This is a genomic window from Paraburkholderia sp. 2C (assembly GCF_054589215.1).
Map to the genome: position 1 here is coordinate 123172 of NZ_BAAILL010000049.1, position 25050 is coordinate 148221.

23 protein-coding genes are annotated in these 25050 nt (G+C 65.0%); 5 read left to right on the top strand and 18 right to left on the bottom strand.

Annotated elements, in window-relative coordinates:
- Positions 1–15 precede the first annotated feature (15 nt).
- The 6 genes from ACYPXD_RS24885 to ACYPXD_RS24910 all read right to left on the bottom strand — a co-directional run bounded on the left by ACYPXD_RS24885 (position 16) and on the right by ACYPXD_RS24910 (position 5749).
- Positions 16–1275 carry a Zn-dependent hydrolase gene (locus ACYPXD_RS24885; RefSeq protein WP_459717305.1) on the bottom strand — a complete coding sequence of 420 codons (1260 nt, stop codon included), beginning with the start codon at positions 1273–1275 and terminating at the stop codon, positions 16–18.
- Positions 1276–1336: 61 nt separating this feature from the next.
- Complete coding sequence (locus tag ACYPXD_RS24890; protein ID WP_459717307.1) at positions 1337–2044, bottom strand: MgtC/SapB family protein; 708 nt, start codon at positions 2042–2044, stop codon at positions 1337–1339.
- Between the two features lie 226 nt (positions 2045–2270).
- A complete protein-coding gene (locus ACYPXD_RS24895) occupies positions 2271–3182 on the bottom strand; it encodes an SDR family NAD(P)-dependent oxidoreductase (protein ID WP_459717309.1) in 912 nt (303 codons plus the stop codon).
- A gap of 158 nt (positions 3183–3340) precedes the next feature.
- Positions 3341–4246, bottom strand: a complete 906-nt coding sequence (locus ACYPXD_RS24900; protein WP_459717311.1) for a ketopantoate reductase family protein — start codon at positions 4244–4246, stop codon at positions 3341–3343.
- A 144-nt stretch (positions 4247–4390) separates the two neighbouring features.
- Positions 4391–5359 (bottom strand): YihY/virulence factor BrkB family protein, encoded by a 969-nt coding sequence (locus ACYPXD_RS24905; RefSeq protein WP_459717315.1) that lies wholly within the window; start codon positions 5357–5359, stop codon positions 4391–4393.
- A gap of 132 nt (positions 5360–5491) precedes the next feature.
- Positions 5492–5749, bottom strand: a complete 258-nt coding sequence (locus ACYPXD_RS24910) for a DUF2934 domain-containing protein (RefSeq protein WP_459717317.1) — start codon at positions 5747–5749, stop codon at positions 5492–5494.
- A gap of 412 nt (positions 5750–6161) precedes the next feature.
- On the opposite strand from ACYPXD_RS24910, the gene ACYPXD_RS24915 reads away from it, so the two are divergent.
- Entirely contained in the window at positions 6162–6677 is a 516-nt protein-coding gene (locus ACYPXD_RS24915; protein ID WP_459717319.1) for a Dps family protein, read from the top strand.
- A gap of 98 nt (positions 6678–6775) precedes the next feature.
- On the opposite strand, the gene ACYPXD_RS24920 is transcribed toward ACYPXD_RS24915, so the two are convergent.
- The 3 genes from ACYPXD_RS24920 to ACYPXD_RS24930 are packed head-to-tail and all read right to left on the bottom strand — an operon-like array spanning position 6776 to position 12663.
- Entirely contained in the window at positions 6776–8260 is a 1485-nt protein-coding gene (locus ACYPXD_RS24920; protein ID WP_459718498.1) for an efflux transporter outer membrane subunit, read from the bottom strand.
- Between the two features lie 16 nt (positions 8261–8276).
- The gene (locus ACYPXD_RS24925; protein ID WP_459717321.1) at positions 8277–9476 is read right to left on the bottom strand and encodes an efflux RND transporter periplasmic adaptor subunit; all 1200 of its coding nucleotides are present in this window, start codon (positions 9474–9476) and stop codon (positions 8277–8279) included.
- Positions 9466–12663, bottom strand: coding sequence for an efflux RND transporter permease subunit (locus ACYPXD_RS24930; RefSeq protein WP_459717324.1), 3198 nt, complete (start codon positions 12661–12663; stop codon positions 9466–9468). The genes ACYPXD_RS24925 and ACYPXD_RS24930 overlap by 11 nt, the downstream gene beginning before the upstream one ends.
- A gap of 364 nt (positions 12664–13027) precedes the next feature.
- Here ACYPXD_RS24930 and ACYPXD_RS24935 point away from each other — a divergent pair, with 364 nt between their 5' ends.
- A complete protein-coding gene (locus ACYPXD_RS24935; RefSeq protein WP_459717326.1) occupies positions 13028–13360 on the top strand; it encodes a hypothetical protein in 333 nt (110 codons plus the stop codon).
- On the top strand, positions 13357–13590 hold the full coding sequence (locus ACYPXD_RS24940; protein ID WP_459717329.1) for a hypothetical protein: 234 nt from the start codon (positions 13357–13359) through the stop codon (positions 13588–13590). Before ACYPXD_RS24935 ends, ACYPXD_RS24940 begins: the two co-directional genes overlap by 4 nt.
- A gap of 279 nt (positions 13591–13869) precedes the next feature.
- Here the strand turns inward: ACYPXD_RS24940 and ACYPXD_RS24945 are convergent, their stop codons facing one another.
- The 4 genes from ACYPXD_RS24945 to ACYPXD_RS24960 all read right to left on the bottom strand — a co-directional run bounded on the left by ACYPXD_RS24945 (position 13870) and on the right by ACYPXD_RS24960 (position 16175).
- Positions 13870–14325, bottom strand: a complete 456-nt coding sequence (locus ACYPXD_RS24945; RefSeq protein WP_459717331.1) for a DUF3331 domain-containing protein — start codon at positions 14323–14325, stop codon at positions 13870–13872.
- 92 nt (positions 14326–14417) lie between these two features.
- Complete coding sequence (locus ACYPXD_RS24950) at positions 14418–14618, bottom strand: hypothetical protein (RefSeq protein WP_459717333.1); 201 nt, start codon at positions 14616–14618, stop codon at positions 14418–14420.
- Between the two features lie 55 nt (positions 14619–14673).
- Entirely contained in the window at positions 14674–15633 is a 960-nt protein-coding gene (locus ACYPXD_RS24955) for a helix-turn-helix domain-containing protein (protein ID WP_459717335.1), read from the bottom strand.
- 278 nt (positions 15634–15911) lie between these two features.
- A complete protein-coding gene (locus ACYPXD_RS24960) occupies positions 15912–16175 on the bottom strand; it encodes an H-NS family nucleoid-associated regulatory protein (RefSeq protein ID WP_459717337.1) in 264 nt (87 codons plus the stop codon).
- A gap of 1042 nt (positions 16176–17217) precedes the next feature.
- On the opposite strand from ACYPXD_RS24960, the gene ACYPXD_RS24965 reads away from it, so the two are divergent.
- Together ACYPXD_RS24965 and ACYPXD_RS24970 are read left to right on the top strand one after the other, a co-directional pair.
- Complete coding sequence (locus ACYPXD_RS24965; protein ID WP_459717340.1) at positions 17218–19422, top strand: PAS domain-containing sensor histidine kinase; 2205 nt, start codon at positions 17218–17220, stop codon at positions 19420–19422.
- Positions 19419–20114: a response regulator transcription factor gene (locus tag ACYPXD_RS24970; protein ID WP_459717342.1), complete on the top strand. Its 696-nt coding sequence runs from the start codon at positions 19419–19421 to the stop codon at positions 20112–20114. Before ACYPXD_RS24965 ends, ACYPXD_RS24970 begins: the two co-directional genes overlap by 4 nt.
- A gap of 23 nt (positions 20115–20137) precedes the next feature.
- Here the strand turns inward: ACYPXD_RS24970 and ptsP are convergent, their stop codons facing one another.
- From ptsP to ACYPXD_RS24995, 5 genes are all read right to left on the bottom strand, one after another.
- Complete coding sequence (ptsP, locus tag ACYPXD_RS24975; protein ID WP_459717344.1) at positions 20138–22213, bottom strand: phosphoenolpyruvate--protein phosphotransferase; 2076 nt, start codon at positions 22211–22213, stop codon at positions 20138–20140.
- 98 nt (positions 22214–22311) lie between these two features.
- On the bottom strand, positions 22312–22689 hold the full coding sequence (locus ACYPXD_RS24980; RefSeq protein WP_459717347.1) for a PTS glucitol/sorbitol transporter subunit IIA: 378 nt from the start codon (positions 22687–22689) through the stop codon (positions 22312–22314).
- Between the two features lie 59 nt (positions 22690–22748).
- Positions 22749–23828 carry a PTS glucitol/sorbitol transporter subunit IIB gene (locus ACYPXD_RS24985; protein ID WP_459717349.1) on the bottom strand — a complete coding sequence of 360 codons (1080 nt, stop codon included), beginning with the start codon at positions 23826–23828 and terminating at the stop codon, positions 22749–22751.
- A 39-nt stretch (positions 23829–23867) separates the two neighbouring features.
- Entirely contained in the window at positions 23868–24422 is a 555-nt protein-coding gene (srlA, locus tag ACYPXD_RS24990; protein WP_459717351.1) for a PTS glucitol/sorbitol transporter subunit IIC, read from the bottom strand.
- Positions 24423–24518: 96 nt separating this feature from the next.
- A complete protein-coding gene (locus ACYPXD_RS24995; protein ID WP_459717354.1) occupies positions 24519–24911 on the bottom strand; it encodes a transcriptional regulator GutM in 393 nt (130 codons plus the stop codon).
- Positions 24912–25050: the final 139 nt, after the last annotated feature.

Below are 25050 nucleotides of genomic sequence, written 5' to 3' on the forward strand. Positions count from 1 at the left end.
GTGCATTGACCTGGTCTAGCCCGTCTCGCGCCCGGTCGCCACCGCCCGCAAGATCGACGCCGCCGCTGCGGCCGCGACCTCGCAGCCGAGCACGATATGCTCGTCGGCGGTGTTCTCGGTGAAATCGTGACTGATGCCGCCGATGCTCGGCACGAACATCATGCAGGCTGGCAGATGCGCGGCGAGTATCTGCGCATCGTGCGAGGCGCCGCTCGGCATGGGCACCCATCGGCCCGGCGCCACCGCCTGAGCGGCGCGTGCGACGTGTTCCTGTAAAACCGCGTCCATCGTGACAGGCTCGACGGCTTCGTCGAGCGCAGCAAGCGCGACGCCGACACTTCCGCGCGCGTCGAACTCGCGCACGAGTGCCGCGAGCGCCGCTTCCATCGCAAGGAGCCGGTCGGCGTTGCCGTCGCGGAACTGCAGATAGAGGTCCGCCTGGCCCGGCACGACGCTCAACGACCCGGGCTCGAGATCGATACGGCCGACGGTCCACACGGTATCGGCATCGGCGAGCGCACGAAACGCATCGTCCATGCGCGCGATAAACGCGACGAGCGCCGCGCCCGCGTCGCGGCGGATCGACATCGGCGTCGTGCCCGCATGATTGCGCTGGCCGGCAAAGCGCACGCGCAGCTCGCGCATGCCGACAATCGTCGTGACGACACCGATCGCGTGACCGCTTGCTTCGAGCCGTCCGCCCTGCTCGATATGCGGCTCGAAATAAGCAACGTGACGCCCGCGCTCGAGACGCGAGCGCGGGCGGCCGGCAAGCCCGGCAGCCTGCAGCGCGTCGTGCAGCCACTGCCCGTCACGGTTGCGCGCGCAACGGATTGCTTCGTCAACCGATGCTTCGTGCTCGCCGCCCACGAAGCTGCGGCTGCCGAGAAACCCTGAAAACGTGCCCTCTTCGTCGATCCACGATGCAACGTCGAGCGCGAGATGCCGCGTGTCGTCGCTTTCGGCAAGCGCCCGCGCGATTTCCAGACCGTAGATCACACCGAGCGCGCCATCGAGCCAGCCGCCGGTCGGCTGCGTATCGGTATGCGAACCGATCAGCAACGCGGGCCCCGCATGGCGCGAGCGGCCGAACACATTGCCGACGCCGTCGATCTGCGCATCGAGCCCGGCGTCGCTCATGCGGCCGGCGAGCCAGCGGCGCGCCTCGATGTCGACAGGCGACAGCGCAAGCCGCACGACACCGGGTCCGGTCGCACCGAAGCTGCGTAACGTACGCAGGTCGCCCAGCAGGCGCTCGGGATTGATGGTCGGCAAAAGACGGTCCTCCTTCGATATCACTGTGGATGTTTGTGCGCGCAGGTGCCCGCCAAAGCCATTATTCCGGCGTAGGCTCGACTTCCGTACCGCTCCAGCTGATGCTCGACACACCCTTTTCCATGCTGATTCGGCTCGCCATCAGTTCGAGCTTCGCCTGATCCTTCGGATGCATGCGCACGGTCGCGGTCACTTCGATGCGCGGCGGGTCGCCCTCGACGTCGCGGCTCGTCAGGCTCTGAAACGACAAAGGTTGCGAGTACATCGAATTGGACAACAGCGTGCGGATATGGATTTCGTCGTCCTCGCGGCATACGACGGTGATCACATACTGGCGAATCAGGTCCGCGCTCGATACCGGCGTCGCGTTGATCATGCGGCTCGCTTCGCGCAGCACCGTATTGGCCGCGAGCACGGCGATCGTGCCCGCGAGCGCCGGGCCATAGTGACCGCTGCCGCACAGCACGCCAACCGCGGCCGCGCACCAGAGCGTCGCCGCGGTATTGATGCCCTGGATCGAGCCTTTGTCGCGCATGATCACGCCGCCGCCGAGAAAGCCGACGCCGGACACCACATACGCGGCGATCTGCGTGACGCCCGCGGTGCCGTTGCCCGTCAGCACGCCGAGCGTGACGAACAGGCACGCGCCGCTCGCCACGAGCGTGATCGTGCGCAGCCCCGCGGTGCGCTGGCGCATCTGCCGTTCGAGGCCGATTGCGACACCGCACGCGAACGCGGCCATCAGCCGCCAGACGAAGTCGGCAATCATGTCTGCAGTGGGTATGAATAAGGTGACAACGAGGTGACAGCGGGGCGACGGCGGGGCGACGGCGCTGCCGGCCCGGACGCTGAGGCGAACGATAGCCTGAAGTCGGTGGATTGCGCCAGTGCGCGGTTGATGCGCCGTGCAAAAAGCAGACGCGGGCGGCGGCCATTGCAAACCGCCCGCATGAAAGGCAAGCAGGCTGCGCGGGTCGAGCTCGGCCGCCAGCCGCTCAGCGCTGCTTGATAAACGCTTCGAAAGCCGCGGCGTAATCGGGATGCCAGCGCGACAGCGGCGGACGGTTTTCGACGATATCGCCGGCTGCCCACAGAATGCGCCGTTCGTCGAGCGAGCGCGGCACGTCGTTGTCGGGGCACAGAATATAGAAGTCGCCGGCCACGAGACGCTCCATCATGAAGTCCACCGTTTCTTCGGGCGTCCATGCGCCGGCCGGCTTTTCGGTGCGGTCGCGCCGCGTGAGATCGGTAAACACGAAGCCGGGAATCAGCAGATGCGCGCTGATCTTGCCGTTCGCCGTGTTGCGCAACTCATGCTGCAGCGCTTCGGTGAAAGCCTTCAGGCCGGCCTTTGCGACGTTGTAGGCGGGGTCGCCCGGCGGCGTCGTGATGCCCTGCTTCGAGCCGGTGTTGATCACGAGGCCAGGGCGGCCTCTTTCGATCATCCCGGGCACGAACGTCTGCGTGCCGTGAATCACACCCCACAGATTGACGCCGAGAATGCGCTGCCAGTGGTCGCCGGGGCCGAACATCGTGCTGCCGATCTGGATGCCGGCGTTGTTCATCAGCACGTCGGTGCCGCCGAAACGCTCGCGCACGGCCGTCTGCAGGCGCTGCACGTCGTCGATGCGGCTGACGTCGGTCTGCTGCGCGAACACGTCTTCCTTGCCGTTCGCGGCGACAGCGGCAATCTGATCGACCGCGTGCGCGAGACGCTCGGCGCCGAGATCGGCGATGCATACGCGCAGCCCGAGTTGCGCGAAACGCTTCGCGGCCGCAAGGCCGATGCCGGCCGCGCCGCCGGTAATGACGGCGACAGCGCCCGGTTTGAGAGCGGGATGAGTGGTGGAAGAAGCGGCGGAAGAAGCAGCAGAACGAGCAGCGGATTGCGTGGTGGAATCAGTCATCGGGGACCTCGTTGGCACGGGGACCGCGACACCGGTGCCGCAGTCCCGTTCAGGAAAAGCGATGCGGGCGATGATGCTAGCACGAAGCCTCGCGGCACCGCGCTGCGCATTGCAGGGACATATTGCATTCGCACATTGCATTCGCGCATTACATCGAATCACGCAGCCGCGCCACCCTCCCTGCTTTCAACGAGCTTCACGAGCGTATGCAGCACGCGATTGGCCGGCGTCGCGACCCCGAGCGCCGCCCCGCGCCGCACGACATATCCGTTCAGATGATCGATCTCGCTGCGCCGGCCGCGCGCGAGATCCTGCGCGGTCGACGAATACTGGCCGGCCATCGTCTCCGCGATACGCCGCACCGCGGCGTCGACGTCGCCGGGAATCGAGACGCGATCGGCCCGCGCCACCGCAACGCATTCATCGACGACCTCGCGCATCACATCGGTCACCCCCTCGCGCTGCACGAGTTGACCGTACGGCAACTGCGCAAGCGCCGATAGCGCGTTATACGCGCAATTGAGGATCAGCTTCGCCCATAGCGCGCCGCGCACGTTACCGGAAATCTCGGTCGGCACGCCGGCCTCGATCAGCGCGCGCGCAACCGCATCGCTCGTATGCGACGGCTCGATCACGAGCTCGCCGCGGCCGTTGTGCTTCACATGTCCGGGCCCCGCCATCCCCGCCGCCACATAGACGACAGCAGCCGCCACGTCCTGCGTGACCTGCTCGCGCACACGCTCGGCATTGTCGACGCCGTTTTGCAGCGACAGAATCAGCGCGTCGGCGGCGAGATGCGGCTGCAACTGCCGCGCGGCATGTTCCGTATCGGTCGATTTCACGCAAAACAGCACGAGTTGCGCGCCTTTTGCCGCGCCCGCTTCGGTGCTGGCCTCGACGCGCACGTATTCGTCGAAGCTTTGTGCTTCCAGGCGCAATCCCTGCGCGCGCATGGCATCGACATGCTGCGCGCGGCCGATCAGCACGACTTCATGGCCCGCGCGCGCAAGCATGCCGCCGTAATAACAGCCGACGGCGCCCGCGCCCATCACGGCGACTTTCATTCCGGTCTCCTCCCCGATGCATATGGAATCCGCGGCGACTGTGCACTCGCGCGCCCAGGCCGGTGCCTCGCCCGCGGCGAAGCGGCAACGGTAGCATAAAGGACATCGAAACCGGCGCGTCAGCCCGGCATCGCGCGCAACGCGCTAGCTCGTATGCAGCGGTGCGGGTGGCTCGGGCGGCCGGGGTGCAGCGACGCGCGCAGGCGCACAAAGCCGCTCATACTCGGCAATCAGCTGCGCGCCGAACAGCAGCAATGTCGCGAGCGCTTCGAGGCTGAACAGCACGACGATCGCCGTCGCAAGCGACCCGTAGACCACATTGACCTGCGACAGCGTCGCGAAGTACCAGACGAGCACGCGCCGCGTAATCTCCCACAGCAGCGCGGCCGTCATCGCCCCCGTCAACGCGTGACGCAGCGTCGGCCGCCCGACCGGAATCACCAGATAGATCGCGGTCAGCACAAACACCTCGCCCGCGACGCCCAGCAGGTACAGCACCGCCCGCACCGCGCCGGTCAGCGAAATCGCGTGGCCGAACAGCACCACACCGTCGGCCGCGACCACCTGCAGACTGCTCGTGACGAGCGTAACGATCAGCACGCCGATGCCGAGCGACAGACTGAAACAGTAAGGGACGATTGCCGACACGAGAAAATGCCGCCGCCGGATCGCCACGCGATGCACGAAGATGATCGACAGCGCATTTTCGAGCACCGTGAACGCGAGCGAACTGAAAAAGATCATCGTGACGAGCAGCAGCCAGCCGACCACATTGCGATGCGCGAGAAAATTCGCAAGCTCGCTCACGAGTGCGCGCGACTGCCCCGGTATCAGCCACTCGAGCAGACGCGCGAGCGTATCGAGCAGCCGCGCTTCGCCGACGAAATGCGAGAACGCGATCGCGACGAGAATCAGCAGCGGCACGATCGACAGCAGCGCGTAATACGCGACCGCGCCGGCCAGCAGCAAGCCCTGATTCGCACGGAACGCTTTCATCGCGATCCACACGAAACGCGTCGGATGCAGCGTGACAAAGCGCAGCGCATCGTTGCGCAGCGCGTTACGGAACGCGTTATGGAACGCGTTATGGAACGCGTTGATCGGCGTCGTCATCATGCGCTCCCCCGGTAAGGCGCCCGCATGCCCCAAACAACGTACGGCGTTGGTAAGGCCTGTTTGTGAGGCTTGTTTGTAAGGCTTACGCGCGCTGCGTGAAGGGGTCAGCTTGCGCTTCGCAAGCGGGGACTATCGCGCCCGCTTCGCACGCGGCGTCGCCATCTGGCCCGCCGTCTCGCTCGGGTCCTCCTGCGGCACGGCGTCTTCGAGCGTGCGTTTTTTCGATTGGTCAGCGGAAACGGGCGCCGGCTCGTCGCCGCCTTCGGCGTCGATCTGCCTGCGCGCCTTCTCCCAGTATTCGTCGGCCCGGCCCTCGGGCGCACCGTCCTGCTCCCACAAGTGATATGCGCGTTCGCGGATACGCTCTTCGCTGTGCTCGTTCGCCATGGCTGCCGCCCTCCGATGGGTCTTCACTGGCTTCACTGACCGTACCGTCGACGCGAGCGCAACGGTGCGTTCGCGCGGCACGGGCTTGTCCGATCGCTGAGCAACCGCTATACCCAAAGATGCGTGACGCCCGGCGCCGACGAATTGCAATGGCACACAATCTGCATCGGTTGCGTGTTGTGCGCACGAAAGCGCGCACGAAAGCGTCATACCGGCAAGAGCGGGCACACCTGCTGCCGTCCGTGCGCGCCGCGCAAATTCGTGCGAATCGGCAAAACGCCGTTCGTCCGGCAATACGCGGTTGTGCGCGTCGCGCGATGCTCGACAGTCGCGCTGCCGTGCCCGCTGCCGTACTCTGAAAGCGCGGCCGCGCAACCTGGTTCGAACCGACACTCCATCGAGGAACAACGCCATGCCTCACAGCACCGAAAGCAAACAGGTCAAAGCCCCGCTGCATACGCCGTCGGGCCTCTCGCAGGAAGCCGTTGCCAATGTGTCCGGCGCACTCAATCCGCTGCTCGCCGACACGTTCGCGCTCTATCTGAAGACGAAGAATTTCCATTGGCACATGTCCGGCCCGCATTTCCGCGACTATCACCTGCTGCTCGACGAACAGGGTGAACAGATCTTCGCGATGACCGACGATATCGCCGAGCGCGTGCGCAAGATCGGCGGCACGACCCTGCGCTCGATTGGCCATATCGCGAAACTGCAGCGCGTGCGCGACAACGACCAAACCTACGTGCCGCCGCAAGACATGCTCGCCGAACTGCGCGACGACAATCTCGCGCTGGCCGCGCACATGCGCGAAGCGCATGAGGTGTGCGACGACGCCGGCGATGTCGCGAGCGCGAGCGAACTGGAAAACTGGATCGACGAAGCGGAACGCCGCGCGTGGTTCCTGTTCGAGGCAACCCGTACCGAGTGAACCGCCACCAGCCGGCGCATCGTGCCGCACACGTAAAAAGGCCCGCGCATGCGGGCCTTTTTCGTCGCTAGCGCCGTGCGCGCCTTGATTGCTTTGCGCTATTTGCCGGCGCTCTGCGGCGCCTTCTCGTCCGCTTCCGCGACGAGCGCGGGCGCCATCGCCGCCCGTTCGAGCTGATCGGTCGACCAGCCGCCGCCGACCGCGCGAATCAGCTGCACGTTCGCGCTCAGTTGCCGCGTCTGAATCTGGATCGCGGACACTTCGGCGTCGAGCGCGGCCGTCTGCGCGGTGACCACGTCGAGATAACCCACCGCGCCCTGCTTGTATTGCGTCAACGCCAGCGAAAGCGCGCGTTCGGCCGCGGCGGCCGCATCCTTCTGCTGCTGCAACGCCGTGCCGAGATCCGACAGCAGCGACAGATTGTCTTCGACCTGCTGGAACGCCGTCAGCACGACGCCGCGATAGCGCGCGCCCGCTTCGCTCGTGGCCGCCTTCGCCGCCTCGAGCTGGCCGCGCCGGAAACCGCCGTCGAAAATGTACTGCGCGAGCTGTGGACCGACCGCCCAGAAGAAGTTCGGCGCACTGAAGAAGTTCGCGTACGCGGAACTCTGCAGGCCGCCCTGCGCGGTCAACGTGAGCGACGGGAAATATGCGGCGCGCGCGACGCCGATCTTCGCGTTCGCCTCCGCCACGCGCCGCTCGGCTGCCGCAATATCGGGGCGCCGCTGCAGCAACACCGACGGCACGCCCACCGGAATGGCCGGCAGCGGCAGATTCGCCGTCGATTCGGGCAACGTGAACTCGGAGGCCGACGCGCCGACCAGCACCGCAATCGCATGCTCGAGCAGCGCGCGCTGCGCGAGTGTCTGCGACAGTTGCGACTGCGCGGACGACAGCTGCGTTTTCGCGCGTTCGACGTCGAGCCCCGCGACGATACCGCCGCCATGCAGCGCTTCGGTCAACTGCAGCGCCTTCGTAAACGCAACCACCGTCTGACGCAGCAACGCGGTCTGCTGATCGAGCCCCCGCAACTGCACATAGCTATCGGCAAGCTGCACCTGCAAGCTCAGCTGCACCGAAGCGAGATCGGCCTGCGTCGCCAGCGCTTCGTCCTTGCCGGCTTGCACCGAATCGCGCACGCTGCCCCACAGATCGACGTCATAGTTGACCGCGCCGCCAAGCGTGATCGCATTGTAGTAGTCGGGACCGCCCGAGCGCAGCGGCCGCGTGGCCGACTGCCGCTCGCGGAACAACGACGGATTCAGCGTCACGCTCGGATACAGATCCGCGCTGACCTGTGTCACAAATGCCTGGGCTTGCTGATAGTGTGCGTACGCCGCTTCGAGATCGGTGTTGTTCTCGACCAGCCGCTTCTCGAGCTCGCCGAGCCGCGCATCGTCGTACATGTTCCACCAGCCGTCGCGACTGAGCTGGTCGCCGGGCTTCGCGCTGACCCACGGCCCGATGGTGCGGTATTGCGCGGCGACCGGCGACGGCGGCACCTTATAGTCGGGCGCGAGCGAGCAGCCGGCAACGAGCAGCGCGGCGGCGGCGGTGGCGGCTGCAAGCGGCGCGGTGCGCATAACGGCCTTGACCCGGTTAGCCATGAGCCGCCTTCTTGCCGCCGGCCGCAACCGCTACCTTGTCGCCCTCGGCCAGACCGTCGGGCGGCGCATCGATCACGCGATCGGTCGGCAGCAGGCCGGCACCGATCTCGACCGAATCGCCGAGGTCGCGCGAAATCGTCACGCGCTTGTAGACGACATGATCGCCCTCGCCGACTGTCGCGATACGCAAACCATGGCTGTCGAACAGCAGCGCGCTCGCCGGCACGCGCAATGCGTTCGGCGCGACCGGCAGCTTGAACTGCACGCTCGCGAAGCCGCCCGGCAACAGCTTGCCTTCGCTGTTGTCGACCAGCAGTTGCACGAGCGTCGAGCCCGACGTCGCATTGACCGAATCGGCCGATGCGACGACCCGCGCCGAGAACTGCTCGTTCGGATACGCGGGCACCGTCAGCATCGCGATCGTGCCTTCATGCACGATCGGCGCGTAGTTCTGCGGCACCTGCACGTACACGCGCAACTGCCTGACGTCGGACACCTGGAACAACTCCTGACCGACCCCGCCGCTGCCCGCGTTGATCAGCGCGCCGATATCGGTATCGCGCGCGGTCACGACGCCGTCGAACGGCGCGACGATGCGCGCGAACGACTTGGTTGCGACGAGCCGGTCGAGATTCGCCTGCGCGGCATCGACGAGCGCCTTCTTTGCCGCGAAGTCGCCGTTGCGCGTATCGACGTCCTGCTGCGCGACCGCGTCGGTGCCGAGCATCGCGCGCCAGCGCTTCGCGGTGATCTCGGCGAGGTCGGCATTCGCCTTCGCCGTTTGCAGGTCCGCTTTCGCCTGGATCAGCTGCTGATCGATTTCCGGCGTTTCGATCACGGCGAGCAGTTGCCCTGCTTTCACGTGACCGCCGATATCGACATTCCACGACTTCAGGTAGCCGCTCACGCGCGCGAAGATCGGCGCGCGCGAGTAAGCCTGCAATTGCGACGGCAGCGTGAGCGTCGGGCCATGCGCGTCCTTGACCGGCGCGACGATGCTGACGGTTTGCACCGCCTGCGCGTCGGTCCAGTTCTTCAGCTTGCGCGAGTCCGAGGCGCGAACCGCGAGGCCCGTCGCGACCACGACGACGACCAGCACGACGCCGACGATGCCGGCCGTGACGATCCGGCGGCGCGGCGGCGCACCCGCATATTTGGATTCAAAACCGGGTTCAACGGATTCAGACGACATGAGCAGGACCTCCCGAGGCGGATGCCGGGCTTGCCGCGCGTTTGTCGCGCGCGTGAATAATGCTAAACATGATAGGGACAAAGAAAAGCGATGCGGTAGTCGCGAACAGCAGGCCGCCGATCACCGCGCGGCCGAGCGGCGCATTCTGCTCGCCGCCTTCGCCGAGCGCGAGCGCCATCGGCAGCATGCCGATGATCATCGCGAGTGCGGTCATCAGCACCGGGCGGAAACGCGTGAAGCCGGCTTCGATCGCGGCCTTGACCGGATCGCCGTGCTCGGCGAGCCGTTCGCGGCAGAAGCTCACCACCAGAATGGAGTTCGCGGTCGCGACACCCATGCACATGATCGCGCCGGTCAGCGCCGGCACCGACAGCGTGGTGTGCGTCGCGAACAGCATCCAGATGATGCCGGCCAATGCGGCCGGCAGCGCGGACACGATCACGAACGGGTCGGACCACGACTGGAAGTTCACGACGATCAGCAGATAGATCAGCACGACCGCGCCGAGCAGGCCGAACAGCATGCCGCCGAACGCGGCGTTCATCGTCTGCACCTGGCCGAGCAGCGCGACGTTCGACCCCTTCGGCAGTTCCTTCGCGTGTCGCGCGACGATCTTCTGGATGTCGGAGGCGACCGCGCCGAGATCGCGGTCCTGGGTCGCCGCAAAAATCTCGACCATCGGCACGATGTTGTACTGGCTGACGACCGAGCTGGTCGCCGTGCGATCGAACGACGCAAGACCGCCCAGCACCTGCGCGTTGAGCGGCGTACCGGCCGTGATCGGAATATTGCGCAGCGCGGACAGCGAATCGAGCGTGTACTGCGGCGTCTGCATCACGATCGGGTACGACACGCCGTTCGCGTTGTTGAGCCAGTACGTCGGCGCGACCTGGCTCGAACCGGCGAGGTTCACGACCAGGCTGTTCGTCACATCGCGCTCGGTGATATTGAGCAACTGCGCGCGTGTGCGGTCCACGTTCACGTTGAAGCTCGGAATCTGCTGCGACTGCTGGATGCGCGCATCGACGACGCCCGGTACCTCGCGGATCTCACGCAGCACCGCATTCACGTACGCGAAGTTGCCGTTGAGGTTGTTGCCGCGCACCTGCAGATCGATCGGCGCCGGCGAGCCGAAGTTCAGGATCTGACTGATGATGTCCGCCGGTGGGAACGAGAACGTCTCGCCCGGATAGCGGCGCGGCAATTCTTCGCGCATCCGGCGCACGTATTCGGCGGTCGGACCGTGGCCTTCCTTCAGTTCGATCTGGATATCGCCGTCCTGCGAGCCGATCGTGCCCGTGTTGTTATAGGCCGTGTTGATACCGCTGACCGGCTGCCCGATGTTGTCGACGACGGTGCCGAGCTCGTTCGGCGGAATGATCGTGCGCACGGTGTCTTCGATATTCGCGAAGATTTCCGAGGTCCGCTCGACGCGTGTGCCGACCGGCGCGCGCACGTGCATCAGGATCTGCCCGGCATCGACGTCCGGAAAGAAGTTGCGGCCGAGAAACGGCACGAGCGCAAACGACAACAGCACAAAACCGAGAAAGCCGATCAGGAACGGCTTGCGATGATCGAGCGCGAGCGTGAGCAGACCACGGTAGACCACCCGAATCCGCTCGAAACGCGCTTCGAAGCCTCTCTGGAAGCGCACGAGCGGGTTGCGCGACGGCTTCTTGTGCTCCTCCCCTTCGTGCCCGGGATTGTGCGGCTTCAGCAGGAAGTTCGCCATGGTCGGCACCAGCGTGCGCGACAGGATGAACGACGACACCATCGCGAAGATCACGGCCTCGGCCATCGGCACGAACAGGAAGCGCGCGACGCCGTTCAGGAAGAACATCGGCACGAACACGATACAGATACACAGCAGCGAGACGAACGCCGGCGTCACGATCTGCGCCGCGCCGTCGAGAATCGCATCTTCGACGGGCTTGCCGTGCTCGAGGTGCCAGTTGATGTTTTCGATGGTCACCGTCGCGTCGTCCACCAGGATACCGACCGCGAGCGCGAGACCGCCGAGCGTCATGATGTTGAGCGTCTCGCCGAGCGCCGACAGCGCGATGATCGAACCGAGAATCGCCAGCGGAATGGACGTCGCGATGATGACCGTGGAGCGCCAGCTGCCGAGGAACAGCAGAATCATCAGGCTCGTCAGCACCGCGGCGATCACCGCTTCGCGCGCGACGCCGCTCACTGCCGCGCGCACGAACAGCGACTGGTCGCCGATCGGATCGATCTGCAAATTGTCGGGCAGCGCCGCGCGCGCGTCGTCGACGTGCTGCTTGATGCCCGCAATGATCGCGAGCGTCGAGACCGAGCCGTTCTTCAATACCGACATCAGCACCGAGCGGTGGCCGTTGACGTGCACGATATTGGTTTGCGGCGGCGCGCCGTCGCGCACGTTCGCGACGTCGCGAATATAGACGGTCGTGCCGTTCACCGCCTTGACCGGCAAGTCGGCGAGATCGCGGATCAGCGACGGCGCGTTGTTCAGCTGCAGCACGTATTCGTGGTCGCCCATCTTCGCGGTGCCGACCGGCGTGGTCAGGTTCTGCGTGGCGAGCGCGTTCGCGACATCCTGCGCGGACAGTCCGCGCGCCTGCAGCTTCGCCGGATCGACGTCGATCTGCACCTGGCGCGTCTTGCCGCCGAACGGATACGGAACCGATGCCCCGGCCACCGTCACGAGTTGCGGACGCAGCTGGTTCAAGCCGAGGTCGCCGAGGTTCTGTTCCGAGAGCCCCTTGCCCGATAGCGCGAGCTGGATGATCGGCACCGTCGACGCGTTGTAGTTCAGGATCAGCGGCGGCGTGGTCGCGGGCGGCAACTGCTTTAACTGCGTCTGCGCGACGGCCGTGACCTGCGCGTTCGCGGTCGCGATGTTCACGCCCGGCTGGAAGAACACCTTGATCACCGCGAAGCCGTTGATCGATTCCGCCTCGATGTGCTCGACGTCGTTCACGGTCGTCGTAATCGTGCGTTCGAACGTCGACGTGATGCGGCCGGCCATCTGGTCCGGCGGCAGGCCCGTGTACTGCCACACGATACTGATCACCGGAATGCGGATGTCGGGGAAGATGTCGGTTGGCGTCTTCAGCGCGGACAGCGGCCCGATGATGAAGATGACGATCGCCAGCACGACGAAGGTGTATGGCCGTTGAAGGGCAATACGTACCAGGCCGAGCATGAGTATTCCTGGATAGAACGGTTACAGGGAAAAGCGCTTGATTGCCGCCACCGCGGCGCATCACTGCAGGGCCTTGCGGGCCCGCGGTGACCTCGCCGCATTCGCGTCTCGTCCACGCCTCGTCTGGTCCGACGCCGCAAAAGATGCAACCGCGCCGCACGTTAGCCGCTGCGGCGCGCATGGAGATCGATGTCGGCATCGCAGTCACCGCGTACGGCAATGACCGCCTGGTGGAGGCGCGGGGTGATGCGCTTCACTTCTTCGAAGGGACCGCGAGTGCGGTCCGATCGCAGTCTCGCTACAGATCAAAAGACCGGCGACAAATCCTTTCCATCTCCTTTCCACTATCTATACGGAACATTACATGGAGACGCGTCGTGCCGAAGCGCGGTTCGCACGCGCCGCACATCGACCGAACAAGCGCGAATTTACACAAACGCTGAAGAATTTGCAGGCCAGGACGCATCGGTCGTCCCTGCGACAGATGCTACTGCAACGATATTGCGCGTGTGAACGATCTGCCCTGAAGGAAGCCGCAGCGGCGCTTATTGCCGGTAAACAGGCGCTTTCAGACGCTTTGCGTGCCATGCGTGCGAAGCGATTCTTCGCGTTCCGAGGTCATACAGTTTTTTTTATTACCGTTTATTTTTTCGCACGCGAGCGTTACCCGCGAGGCGCCCGTCGCGCCTCGTTATGAATCTGAAGGCTCCACGCTATATAAATGAAACAGAAAAAGAAAGAAAGGATTTTGAAATATTTGCGCCTCACCAACTCGAAGCCTTCGCGGCCAGCGAGGCGGACATGGCCGGCGCGTTCACGATGAACGATATCGACGAAGCGCTCGGCATCGCGCTCGCTGCGAAAGCGTGCGGCGAATGCCTCGCGGCGCAGCCACGCGGAACTCGACCCCGCCACCGAACTCGATGACGGCGACCCGGCGCGAACTCGGCGCGCAATACGCTGCGCTACGGCGCTTCCTGCAGCGGATGACCGTGGCCGGCGACTGTCGCGGCACCGATGACCGCCATGTCGAGCAGATCTGCCGGGCGCTGAAGAGACCGGTATCCGCGGTTCATTAGAGACTCACGCCGCGGCGCTCCTCGCGGATGCCCCGCGCCCATGTCCGAGCCCATGTCCGAGCCCATGTTCCACACTCATGTTCCACACTCATGTTCCACACTCATGTTGCACACTCACGTTGCGCGCTCATGCCGCCGCCGGTGTAACCGGAAAGCGCGTCCCTACGCCGACGTTGGCCACTTCGTTGAGCACCGCGGCGAGAATCATCGCGCTCGCGTTGAGCGGCGCGGGCCGGCCGCGGCGCGGCTTGAACACGGCGTCGCCGACATGGATCGCGCGCCCGCTCATCGCGCATACGCCGTTCACACGTGCACGCGCCGCATGCCACAACTGATCGCCATACGAGCAGTGCGTCGCATCGCGCCACGCGATCGTCGCGGTCGCCGACGTCGGCCGCTCGATCAGCGCCACCTGTGCGTCGAAGCGCTCGCCCGCGATCGGCAGCGGGCAGTTCCTGCGTTCGAACTGCACATGCAGCGCCGCGAGCCTTGTCACCGCGGGATCCGTGCGTCCCGACATTAAAGAGAGCAAACCAATGGTCTGCCGCCACGGGTCGCACACATTCATCATCTTGGCCAGCATGAATCACCTCGTCGTCAAGGAAGTGCCGCTCAGTCCGCTTGTTCCGCTTGTTCCGCTTGTTCCGCTTGTTCCGGTCCTTTCGTCTGATCCGCTCATTCAGGTTTGCGCCGTCCGTTGACAATGCAGCAGTTCAGAATCCGCGCGTGCCGGCGCGCCGCCACGCCCGGCGGCAAGGTGTACGGCTGCGGAAGCTCGGGCGCAACCGGCTTGCTGTAGACAATCAACGGGGCCGCCATCCGCGGCGCCGCGGCGAGTAGCGCCTCGGCGCCGCGCGCGGGTACAGGTTTGCTCATTGTTCTGATCTCCGTGATTCTTTTCGCGGCGGGTCGAGGCCGCCCAGTCACTGATTCACTGATTGACGTTCGTCTTCACCTTCCAGCAATACGGCGTATCGCCGACGAACCGTTTGAATACCGCGGTGAAATGCGACTGCGAGCGAAACCCGCAGCTCAATGCAACATCCAGCATGCTGTGCTTCGAGCGCGTCAACAATTGTTGTGCGTGCTCGATCCGGCGGCGCAGCAGATATTCGTGCGGGCGCAAGCCGGTCGCGCGGCGGAATTGCGCGGCGAAATGCATGCGCGTAAGCCCCGCGCTTTGCGCCATTTCGGCCAGGCCGATCGAGTCAGACAAATGCGCCTCGATAAATTCGATCGTGCGGCGCATCCGCCACTGCGGCAGCGCCGCCGCTTCGCGCGTTTGTCGCGCAGCCGCGGTGAAGTACCGCGACACGAGCCGCGACACGATCGCGAGGCACACGCTGTCGGTAAACAGCTTGCCCGAGGCGGCGTCGGTCGAATGCGAAACGGCCAGCGCCTGCGCGAGCCGCTCGAGCGTCGGGTCGCGCAGAATGCGCGGATCGGCGAGCACGATGTCTCCGGCGTGCGCATGACCGAACAGGTCTTCGAAGCATTCGGCAAGCGCCTGCTGCGAGACGAACAGATGCAGCACGTCGCCGGGCGACTCGAAGCGCACGCTGACCGGCACGGCCGGCGCGGTCACCTGCACGGCACCCGCCGTCACGCGGCCCGACACGATCGCGCGCCCCGCATGCTCGAAATTGAGCGTCGTGCACTTGAGGTTCAGGCCGATGCAGTGATAACCGGCGTGCCCTTGATGCGACGCTTCAAAGGAACCGGCGTCGTTGCGCGTCCAGCGCGCCACCATCATTTCCCCATACGGAAGCGAATCGCGCGCTTCGTCGACAACGGGGTAGCGCCAGTGATGCTCGGAATGGATCGGGTTGCCGTTTTTTCTGCGCACGGCGTCCGTGGCAATCTCAGTTGAATGGGTCGACAAGGCAATCATGAGCGGCCTGCACGAAGTGAGTGTCATGCGATGCGGAAACAGCAGCTTCCCGCGCTCACTCAAAGGTATCCGAACAGACCCGGTCCAACTAGCCCTACAAAGGATTGACACGAGCCACTGTTGGTTTGCTCAACTCATCTGCAGGTTTAATCGTCTAATCCGATTTGTGTACTGTGCGTACGCGCACTCGTCGATCCCGGCAATCAATGTACGGGATTCTGATGGTTCCGTGTCCGCGTCGCCGGCCCGTTTTCCGTTTGTGACCGCACATCAAGACACTACAGACCGTGCGTCTGGAAATGCTCGATGCTTTGTCCGGCAGCCACCGCGCGTCGGAGCCAGGAAGGCATATCGCCCGCTCCCGTCCATGTATTGCCATACGCATCGCGATAGCGGATCGCATCGCGCTCGCGCACTTCGTCGACGAGCGCCTGCTCGAGCGCGTCGAAGCTGATACCGCATTCCTTCATGCGGCGGCGGATCCAGCGAACCAGGCGTTCGCGCGCTTCGCCTTCGAGAGATTGTGATACTGCGCGGGTCATGCAAGCTCCTCAGTGATCGGTTCGGGAACAGTTCAGGACCATTTCGGAAAGGTTCAACCCCAAATACGTTCGATGCGTGGTCATTGCGGCGAGAGTACCGGCGCGCGCGTGCCCCACCTTTGCCGAACAGCACGTGCCGATTCAAATATGCACGTCCGCCCGAACCCGATGTGGTGACTGCGCATGCGCGGCGCACGCGCGAAGCCGCTTCGCATACGCGGCCGGCGCATCGCCCGAACGGTCGTTCGCACCAGCGGTTGGGTGCGGTTATCTCGTGCGAACGGGCATGTTGTGTGCTCGGATCGTGCGATTTCGACAAATTGTGAACACCGCTAAAAGACGGCGCATACCCAATGACTACACTCGATGCCGATGGGTATCCGATCGGCATGCAACGCGTGTCGTTCGGAATCGCAGTGCCAGGTACGCGTGACCCGCAAGCAAGGCATCGCCAGAATGCGCGTCGGCAGTGCAGTGAATCGTCGGCACTGCGGCCGGCACTGCGGTGAACAAAAAAACACGCATCGCTGAATCCCGCTCTTCAGCGTAAAGAGGGAACCGCAACTGGAAACAAGTCCATCGGGTTGCGCATCGGATCGCCACCGCTCGCATCGCGCGATGCGCGGCGAATGGCATCGCCGCTTGCCGCATCGGGCGCGGGCGATCGTACCGCTATCGGTTCGCTTCATGCCGCGGCTTGCGTCGCGCATCGGCTGAGTGGCGGCCGATGCCGGCGCTCATCGGCGGCCGCGCGGCACGCGCGCGTCCGTTTCGATCGCGATGTGCTTACACGGCCATGCGGCATGCGAGCGCGCCATGCCGGCTGGTGCGACGGACCGGCGACTGCCGGCCTGGTCCACGCCGCCGCGATACACCGGGTGCTGCCCTGCTTCTCGGCAGGTTCGCGGCCATGCTATATATCGCGCTTTTGGCGGAAAGCGATGCCGATCTTTGCGGCGGCGTGTCCGCTCCGAACAGATTGATCCCCTGTCTCACCGCGGCTGTGCTTCCCGCACTGTCGCGACGCGCTCTCCCAGTTGCCGTGAAATTCCACAGACGCACATTTGAACAGGTGCGCCGCCCCGACGCTCGCGCGCTCCGGATACTCGCCGCGGCGCTTGCGTCCGCTGTATTTTTCGCCGACACGCTGACGCCGCTTCATATCGCGGTTGCCGTTCTCTATGTCGTCGTGGTCCTGCTCGTCGCCATGAGCGGCTCGCGGCGCGCCACCATCGTCGCCGCATGGAGCTGTTCCGCGCTGACGCTGATCGCGCTCGCGATCTCGCATACGGACTGCATCGCGGGCGATGCCGGCGGCCGCGGCGCGATGAGCCTGATTGCGATCGCGGTCACGTCGCTCGTCGCCGTGCGTCATCAGACCAGCACCGCGCGTCTGATCGAGCAGATTCACCTGCTGAACCTCACGCACGATGCGATCGTCGTCTACGACATGCAAGACCGCATTGCGTTCTGGAATCAGGGCGCGGAGAAACTATACGGATGGCCCGCGCATCGCGCGCTGTCACAGCCGATTCACGAACTCACGCAAACGCGCTTTCCCGATGCGGGCGAGGTGCACGCCACGTTGCTGCGCGAAGGCCGCTGGGACGGCGAACTCGAACGCACGCGCAACGACGGCCGCGTCGTGATCATCGCGAGCCGGCTCGCGCTGCTGCGCGACGAACGCGGCAAACCGCGCGCCGTGCTCGCCACCGACAACGACATCACGTGCCGCAAACATCTCCAGGCGGAACTGCAGCGTAAACAGGACGAAATGAGCGCAATGCTCGAAGCGATTCCGGGGATGATCTGGGCATCGACGCACGACGGCGAGATCGAACCCGTCAATCGGCGCTGGGATGCATTCGACATCGTGCGCACCAATACAACACAAAACGGCCAGAGCCTGTGGCGCCGGCTCGTTCATCCGAATGACTTGCCGGGACTCGAAAATGACTGGCGCACCGCCGTCGCGACCGGCTCGCCGTTCGAAGGCACCGCACGGCTGCGCCGCAAGGACGGGCTTTATCGATGGATGCACATCTGCGCAGAACCGCTCCTCGATACGGCCGGCCAAATCGTGCGCTGGTATGGCATTAATACCGATATCGAGGAACGCAAATGCGCGGAAGAAGCCCTCGAGCGCAGCGAAGCCTTTCTCGCCGAAGGCCAGCGCCTTTCGCATACGGGCAGCATCGCCATGAAACTTCCGGATGGTGAAATGCTCTGGTCGCAAGAGGCATATCGCATTTTCGGCTATGCTGCGAACGTCGTTCCAGGCATGGATCTGATCCTCGCGCGCACGCATCCCGAAGACGTCGCGCTCGTGCGCCAGAGCTACCGGCAGGTGCTCGCCGAAGCACCGTTCATCGATATCGAGCACCGGCTCGTCATGCCGGACAGGTCCGTCAAACACGTGCATTTTGTCGCTCACTTGAGCGCCCGCCAGTCGGGGCGTTTCGAGTATGTCGGAGCCTTGATGGATGTGACCGAAGCCAAACAGACCGAAGCGGCGCTCACGCGCTCGATGACCGAGCTCGCGCACGTGACGCGCGTCACGATGCTCGGCGAGCTGACGGCGTCGATCGCGCACGAGGTCAGCCAGCCGATCGCGGCGATCGTCACCTGCGGGCATGCGGCGCTGCGTTGGCTCGACCGGCCCGAGCCCGATCTGGCCGAAGCGCGCGAGGCGATCGACAAGGCGATTCGCAGCGCAAAGCGCGCGAGCGACATCGTCTGGCGGATCCGCTCGATGGCGCAAAAGCGCGGTCCCACGCATGCCGTGCTTGACCTCAATGCACTCGTCGACGAGTCAATTGAGCTCGTGCTGCACGAGTTGCACGGTCATCGCGTCGAGCTCGAAATCGAGACCGTCACGCCCTCGCCGCAGATCAACGGCGACCGGATACAGTTGCAACAAGTATTGATCAACCTCATCATGAACGGCGCGCAGGCGATGGCATCGGTCACCGGCCGCGCAAAACGGATGTGGGTCACCACGCGCATGGCCGATTCGCAACATGCGCACGTGATCGTCAAGGACTCCGGCACCGGCATCAGCGCCGAACACGCCGAGCAGCTCTTCGAAGCATTTTTCACGACCAAGTCCGAGGGCCTGGGCATCGGACTGTCGATCTGCCGTTCTATCGTCGAAGCGCACGGCGGCCGCATCTGGGCTGAGTCGCCGCCCGAAGGCGGCGCCGTGCTGCAATTTACCTTGCCCGTATACGATGGGAGACAGCAATGAGCAGTGAAAGCGCCAACGAAACCGTCAACGTCGCGGACAACGCGATCGTCTACGTCGTCGACGATGACGAATCGATGCGCGATGCCGTGAGCACGTTACTGCGCTCGATTGGCCTCAAGGTGAAGACATTCTCGTGCGCGCAGGATTTCCTCGCCGCCGAGCGGCCGGATGTGCCCGCGTGCCTCATTCTCGATGTGCGACTCAAGGGCCAAAGCGGACTCGCGGTCCAGGAACAGATCGCCGCGCACCAGATCCGCATGCCGATCGTATTCATGACCGCGCACGGCGACATCGCGATGTCGGTGAAAGCGATGAAAGCCGGCGCCCACGATTTTCTCGCGAAGCCGTTTCGCGATCAGGACATGCTCGACGCCGTCTCCGAGGCGCTCGCCGCCGATCAGGAGCGGCGCCAGGCGGACCGTTCGTTTGCGGGCCTGCGGCGCTGCTACGAGTCGCTCACGCAGCGCGAGCGCGAGGTGATGGCGCTCGTCGCGAGCGGTCTCCTGAACAAGCAGATCGCGGCCGAGATGAAGTTGAGCGAAATCACGGTGAAGATCTACCGCAGTCAGGCCATGAAGAAGATGGAAGCGCGCTCGCTCGCCGATTTCGTGCTGAAAGCGGAAGCGCTCGGGGTGAAGGCGGCGCTCGGCGCGCCTTCGTTTGTGACGATGAGAACGTCGCCACGGGTTTAGCGCGGGTTCGCTTTCGCGCGGCCTCACAATTCGCTGACAATTTTCTTCGCACGCAGCACACAGGCCGGGCTCATGCTCAGTTCGGCAACGCCGAGACCGACCAGCACCGGAATCATCGGCGGCTGCGCGGCCGCCTCGCCGCACACCGCGACCTCGATGCCGGCCCGTTGCGCCGCGTCGCAGACCATCGCGATCGCGCGCAGCACAGCCGGGTGATCGCATCGGTAGAGCGACGCGAGATGCGGATTCGCGCGGTCCGCGGCCATCACATACTGCGTGAGGTCGTTGGTGCCGATCGAAAAGAAGTCGACTTCCGGCGCAAGCATATCGGCGGTCAATGCGGCCGCCGGCGTTTCGATCATGATGCCGAGCTTCGGTTCGCCGAACGGAACGCCTTCGCTGGCAAGTTCGCCTGCGCATTCGGCCATCAGCGCCTTGACGCGGCGGATCTCGTCGATGTCGGCGATCATCGGCAGCATCGCCTGCACATTGCCGGCGCTCGCGGCGCGCAGCAGCGCGCGCAACTGCGGCTTGAACACGTCGGGACGGTCGAGGCACATGCGCACGCCGCGCCAGCCGAGAAACGGGTTGTCCTCGGGCGGAAACGCGATGCCGGGCACCGGTTTGTCGCCGCCGATATCGAGCGTGCGGATCACGACCGGATGCGGCGCGAACGCCTCCGCAACGCGCCGGTACACGGCGTATTGCTCGTGCTCGCCGGGCAGCGCGCGGCGGTTCATGAACAGCAGCTCGGTGCGAAAGAGGCCCACCCCCATCGCGCCGACCGCTTTGGCCGCATCGATCTCGTCGGCCGAACCGAGGTTCGCCGCAATGCGAACCGGCCGGCCCGCGCGCGTAAGCGGTTCGACATCGCGAAAGACGTCGAGCGCGGCGCGGTACGCGTGCGCTTCGCCGAGGCGCGCCGCAATCTGGTCCTGCAAGGCGCGTGGCGGCTCGAACCAGACATGACCGAGCGTGCCGTCGACGGCGATGTGCTCGACGCCGCGCAGGCGCTCGTCGGGAACGGACAGGCCGAATACCGCGGGAATGCCGTGCGAACGCGCGATGATCGCAAGATGCGACGTCGCGCTGCCGCGCGTGCAAACCAGCGCCGCGATGTTCGCGACGTTTGCCCGTGCAAGATCGGGCGCCGTCAGCTCCGACGCGAGCACGACGCAGGGCTTCGTCAGCCCGGCGAGGCTCGCGTCCTGCCGGCCCGTCAGGCGCAGCACGAGCTGGCGCGTAATGCCGTGGATATCGTCGGCGCGGCTGCGCAGATACTCGTCGTCGATCGCCTCGAACGATGCGGCGAGCGTTGCACCGACTTCGAGCGTCGCTGCCGCCGCGTCGCGGCCCGCCGCGATGCGCATGCGGATCTCGCCCGCGAATTCGTCGCTTTGCGCGACGCTCGCCAGCGCTTCGGCAATCCCGTCGTGATCGCCCAGCGTGTCGAGCTGCGTGTCGAACTGCGTGGAGAGCGCGGCCAGTGCGTCGTCGAACGCGCGGTTAAAGCGCGCGGCTTCGGCTTGTGTCTCGTGCGGCTCGATAGACTGACGCGTGGCTTGTAATGGCTCGGGAAGGTATACGTAGGCGTCGCCGAATGCGAGGCCTTCGCTGGCGGGGATACCGATAAGCGGCGGTGTTTCATCCGCGGGCGTTGCCGTTGCCGGTTGAACGCTCGCGTCGGCGCCATTGCCATTGTCATTGCTATTTCCCGCGCTCGTTCGCAATGAAGCAACCCGCGCGACCGTCTCGTCCCCGCACGCTGCGTCGTCTGCGGCATTGCCCGATGGGGCGGCCCTCGCCGGCTGCACGCCCGCTTCCGGCGAAGACAGGAACCGCGCCATCCGCTCGACCGCATCGCTTTCGTCGGCGCCGTCCGCGCGCAGCACGATCTGGTCGTGTTCGCGGATGCCGAGCAGCATCAGCTTCACCGCGCTCTTCGCATCGGCGCTCGTCGTGCCGTGCAGCACCTGCAGCGAGCACGAGAACTCTTTCGCGAGCTTCGCGAACTGCGTCGCGGGCCGCGCGTGCAGCCCTTCGGTTACCTTCACCACCACCGCCGTTTCGAGCATCGACTTCACCTTCCCGTCTGACATGCCGTGACCTCACGGCACGGACGATTGACGCAAGCGCGCTCAGCGCGTGATCCGGCCGCCCGTCCGCGAGGCCCGCAATCGCGACGCCCGCGTACGGTTTAGCGATCCGCGATCTCGATCACCGTGCCGCTCTTCATGCACGCGAGCAGTTCGCCCGCGTCGACCGGCTGCGCGCAGATTTCGCCCGGCCGCTGCGCTTCGTTCGCGCCATTGAAATTGATCACGACGTGACCGAGTTCGCTGACCTTGTTCCATGCGCTCGGACCGACCGCCGTGACAAACGCGCTGATGCCGCCGATGCGCAATGTCGAGCCCGCGTGCGGGGCCTGCGGCTGCGCCGCTTCGACCCGATGCAGCACCGACACTTCGGCGAGCTCGGGGGGCGCGCCATCCGCGTACAGAATCAGCACGCCGCCTTCGAGCAGCGCCGGCACTTCGGGGCCGACTTCCGAGATCACCGTTTTGTAGTAGTGCATATGCCGTTCCAGAGAAGGTCGTCGCCCGATCGCGAATCCCGCGTCGAATCCTGCGCCGCTCACAGCGCGAAACTTGCCGCCCACGCGATCAGCACCGAGATCGGTCCCATGATCTGCCGGCTGATCAGCACCGCGGGCACGCCGACGCGGATCGTCTCCGGCTTCGCTTCGCCGAGCGCCATGCCGACCGGCACGAAATCGCAGCCGACCTGCGTGTCGTAGGCGAACAGCGCGGGCAGCGCCATTTGCGGCGGAATCGTGCCGTTGCCGATCGCGGGACCGATAATCGCTGCGCCGATCACCTGCGCGATCACCGCGCCCGGGCCCAGCACCGGCGACAGAAACGGCAAGCCGCAAATCGCCGACAGCACGACGAGGCCGATGATATTGCCCGCGAGCGGCTCGAGCAGATGCGCGAGGCCATTGCCGATGCCGGTCGCGTTGATGATGCCGATCAGCATCGTCACGAAAGCCATGAACGGCAGCACGTTGCGGATCACCGTGTCGATCGCCTTGCGGCCGCTGTTGAACAGCACGTTGACGACACCGCCCATCACGCGGCCGATCGACGTGATGAGACCGACGATGCCGCGGCTTTCCTGGCCGCCGCCGGGTTGAGCGGACATGCCCGACGCGCCGCCCGCGCGCGGCATCGGCACGACCGCCGCGCCGGCGCCACCGGCCGCCGGCATCACGAGCGCGTCGCCGGGGCGGGCGGGACCGCCCGCCTCACCCGCGGGCTCGTGTTCGCCTGCTTCGCCTTCGACGACCGACAGGTTCTCGGGCAGCACGCCCGATACGTAGATGTCTTCGGTGATGAACTGCGCGAGCGGCCCCGACTGGCCAACCGGTGTCAGATTGATGGTCGGAATGCGTTTGCGCGGATAGACGCCGCAGCGCGCGGTGCCGCCGCAGTCGATCACCACCGCGGCCATTTCCGATTCGAGCGGCGGGCTGCGGAACCCGTCGACGACCGTCGCGCCGGTCAGTTCGGCAAGACGCGTCGCGAGTTCAGGAATCTTGCCGCCCGTCACGGCAACGATCTTGTTGCGCTCCGGCGTCGGCTGAATGAAGATCGGGCCGCCCCAGCCGTTCGGCCCATGCACGACCTTGACGGTCCGATAAGCTCTCGTGTCCATTGCGTTGTCCCCTTCCGTGTCCCGATGATCGGTGGGCGATCACAGCCTGATATTTTCGCGGTGCGCGATAAGCCGCGTGATCAGCTCGGTGAGCATGCCCTTGAACAGGTTCACGACGAGGCCCACGATCAGATAGAACAGCGCGAGCCTGGGAATCGAAAACGGCAGCGGATGCGTTTCGGCGAGCTTGGTCAATCCCGCGGCCACGCCGAGCCAGACGAACAGCTCGCCGGGGTTGCAATGCGGAAAGAGTCCGGTAATCGGATGGCACAACGAAACGGCCGAATCGTAGAACGCCGGCTTGTGCTTCTCTTCGAGAAACACGCCGAACGTATAGGCCATCGGGTTCGTCAGAAAGAACATCGCGAGCAGCGGCAGCAGCGTATAGCGCGTGATGACGTTCTTCGAGAAGAAGCGCGCGAGGCCCTGCACGCGATGCTCGCCGATCAGCGCGATCAGCGTGTAGACCGCGGTCAGCAGCACGATCAGCGTCGGCAGGATGCCGGTCACGAAACCGATAAACACCTTGCCGCCCGCGTTGAACACGCCGATAAACGCTTCGGCGAAGTGCGTAAGCCAGTCGAGAACGATCACGGCGACTCTCCCAGTGGGTCCAGCTGATGCGCGAAAAGCTCCGTCGTGTTTGGCTGCGAACGGAACCGGACGGTACGGCTGTGGACGAGCGAAATCTTAGGCTGGCGATGCGGTGCGCTGCGCGCGCTCGAGCGCATCCGACGCAGCGATCACGACACTGCGGCGCAAACCCGAGCCCGCGAGCCGCATACGGAATTCATCGATGGCGAGGCCGGAAAATCCGTCGTGCTGACGGAACCGGCTAAAGACGGTCATACCGGACATGCTGAGAAATTCGCGCACCGTAAGCGCGCTGTCGAGCACGACGATCGCAATCGCGCCACGCCCGAACCGGACCTTGCAGGCGCCGACGCCGAGAAAGCCGCTGGTCCAGCGCCCCGCCGTGCGACGCAATGCGTCGCCGTAGCGGCGCATCTGAAACCACGATGCCACCACCTGCAACGCCCAGAACACGGCTAAAGCGAGCAGCGCGCCACGCACATAGTCCATTGTCGTCTCCCGGCTCTCCATGCATGTGTTCCGCGCGACCGGCCCATGACCGGAAGGCTGCGATGAATCGCGCGCCGCGCGACTTGCACGCAGACGCGACGCATGAACATCATGCTCTCCTAATAATACAATTGTTCAA

What these genes read in the sequence shown, in the direction of transcription:
- ACYPXD_RS24890 (WP_459717307.1), bottom strand. Translation starts at nt 2,044, where the DNA reads ATGATTGCCGACTTCGTCTGGCGGCTGATGGCCGCGTTCGCGTGCGGT.
- ACYPXD_RS24895 (WP_459717309.1), bottom strand. Translation starts at nt 3,182, where the DNA reads ATGACTGATTCCACCACGCAATCCGCTGCTCGTTCTGCTGCTTCTTCC.
- ACYPXD_RS24900 (WP_459717311.1), bottom strand. Translation starts at nt 4,246, where the DNA reads ATGAAAGTCGCCGTGATGGGCGCGGGCGCCGTCGGCTGTTATTACGGC.
- ACYPXD_RS24905 (WP_459717315.1), bottom strand. Translation starts at nt 5,359, where the DNA reads ATGACGACGCCGATCAACGCGTTCCATAACGCGTTCCATAACGCGTTC.
- ACYPXD_RS24910 (WP_459717317.1), bottom strand. Translation starts at nt 5,749, where the DNA reads ATGGCGAACGAGCACAGCGAAGAGCGTATCCGCGAACGCGCATATCAC.
- ACYPXD_RS24915 (WP_459717319.1), top strand. Translation starts at nt 6,162, where the DNA reads ATGCCTCACAGCACCGAAAGCAAACAGGTCAAAGCCCCGCTGCATACG.
- ACYPXD_RS24920 (WP_459718498.1), bottom strand. Translation starts at nt 8,260, where the DNA reads ATGCGCACCGCGCCGCTTGCAGCCGCCACCGCCGCCGCCGCGCTGCTC.
- ACYPXD_RS24925 (WP_459717321.1), bottom strand. Translation starts at nt 9,476, where the DNA reads ATGTCGTCTGAATCCGTTGAACCCGGTTTTGAATCCAAATATGCGGGT.
- ACYPXD_RS24930 (WP_459717324.1), bottom strand. Translation starts at nt 12,663, where the DNA reads ATGCTCGGCCTGGTACGTATTGCCCTTCAACGGCCATACACCTTCGTC.
- ACYPXD_RS24935 (WP_459717326.1), top strand. Translation starts at nt 13,028, where the DNA reads ATGGAGACGCGTCGTGCCGAAGCGCGGTTCGCACGCGCCGCACATCGA.
- ACYPXD_RS24940 (WP_459717329.1), top strand. Translation starts at nt 13,357, where the DNA reads ATGAATCTGAAGGCTCCACGCTATATAAATGAAACAGAAAAAGAAAGA.
- ACYPXD_RS24945 (WP_459717331.1), bottom strand. Translation starts at nt 14,325, where the DNA reads ATGCTGGCCAAGATGATGAATGTGTGCGACCCGTGGCGGCAGACCATT.
- ACYPXD_RS24950 (WP_459717333.1), bottom strand. Translation starts at nt 14,618, where the DNA reads ATGAGCAAACCTGTACCCGCGCGCGGCGCCGAGGCGCTACTCGCCGCG.
- ACYPXD_RS24955 (WP_459717335.1), bottom strand. Translation starts at nt 15,633, where the DNA reads ATGATTGCCTTGTCGACCCATTCAACTGAGATTGCCACGGACGCCGTG.
- ACYPXD_RS24960 (WP_459717337.1), bottom strand. Translation starts at nt 16,175, where the DNA reads ATGACCCGCGCAGTATCACAATCTCTCGAAGGCGAAGCGCGCGAACGC.
- ACYPXD_RS24970 (WP_459717342.1), top strand. Translation starts at nt 19,419, where the DNA reads ATGAGCAGTGAAAGCGCCAACGAAACCGTCAACGTCGCGGACAACGCG.
- ptsP (WP_459717344.1), bottom strand. Translation starts at nt 22,213, where the DNA reads ATGTCAGACGGGAAGGTGAAGTCGATGCTCGAAACGGCGGTGGTGGTG.
- ACYPXD_RS24980 (WP_459717347.1), bottom strand. Translation starts at nt 22,689, where the DNA reads ATGCACTACTACAAAACGGTGATCTCGGAAGTCGGCCCCGAAGTGCCG.
- ACYPXD_RS24985 (WP_459717349.1), bottom strand. Translation starts at nt 23,828, where the DNA reads ATGGACACGAGAGCTTATCGGACCGTCAAGGTCGTGCATGGGCCGAAC.
- ACYPXD_RS24995 (WP_459717354.1), bottom strand. Translation starts at nt 24,911, where the DNA reads ATGGACTATGTGCGTGGCGCGCTGCTCGCTTTAGCCGTGTTCTGGGCG.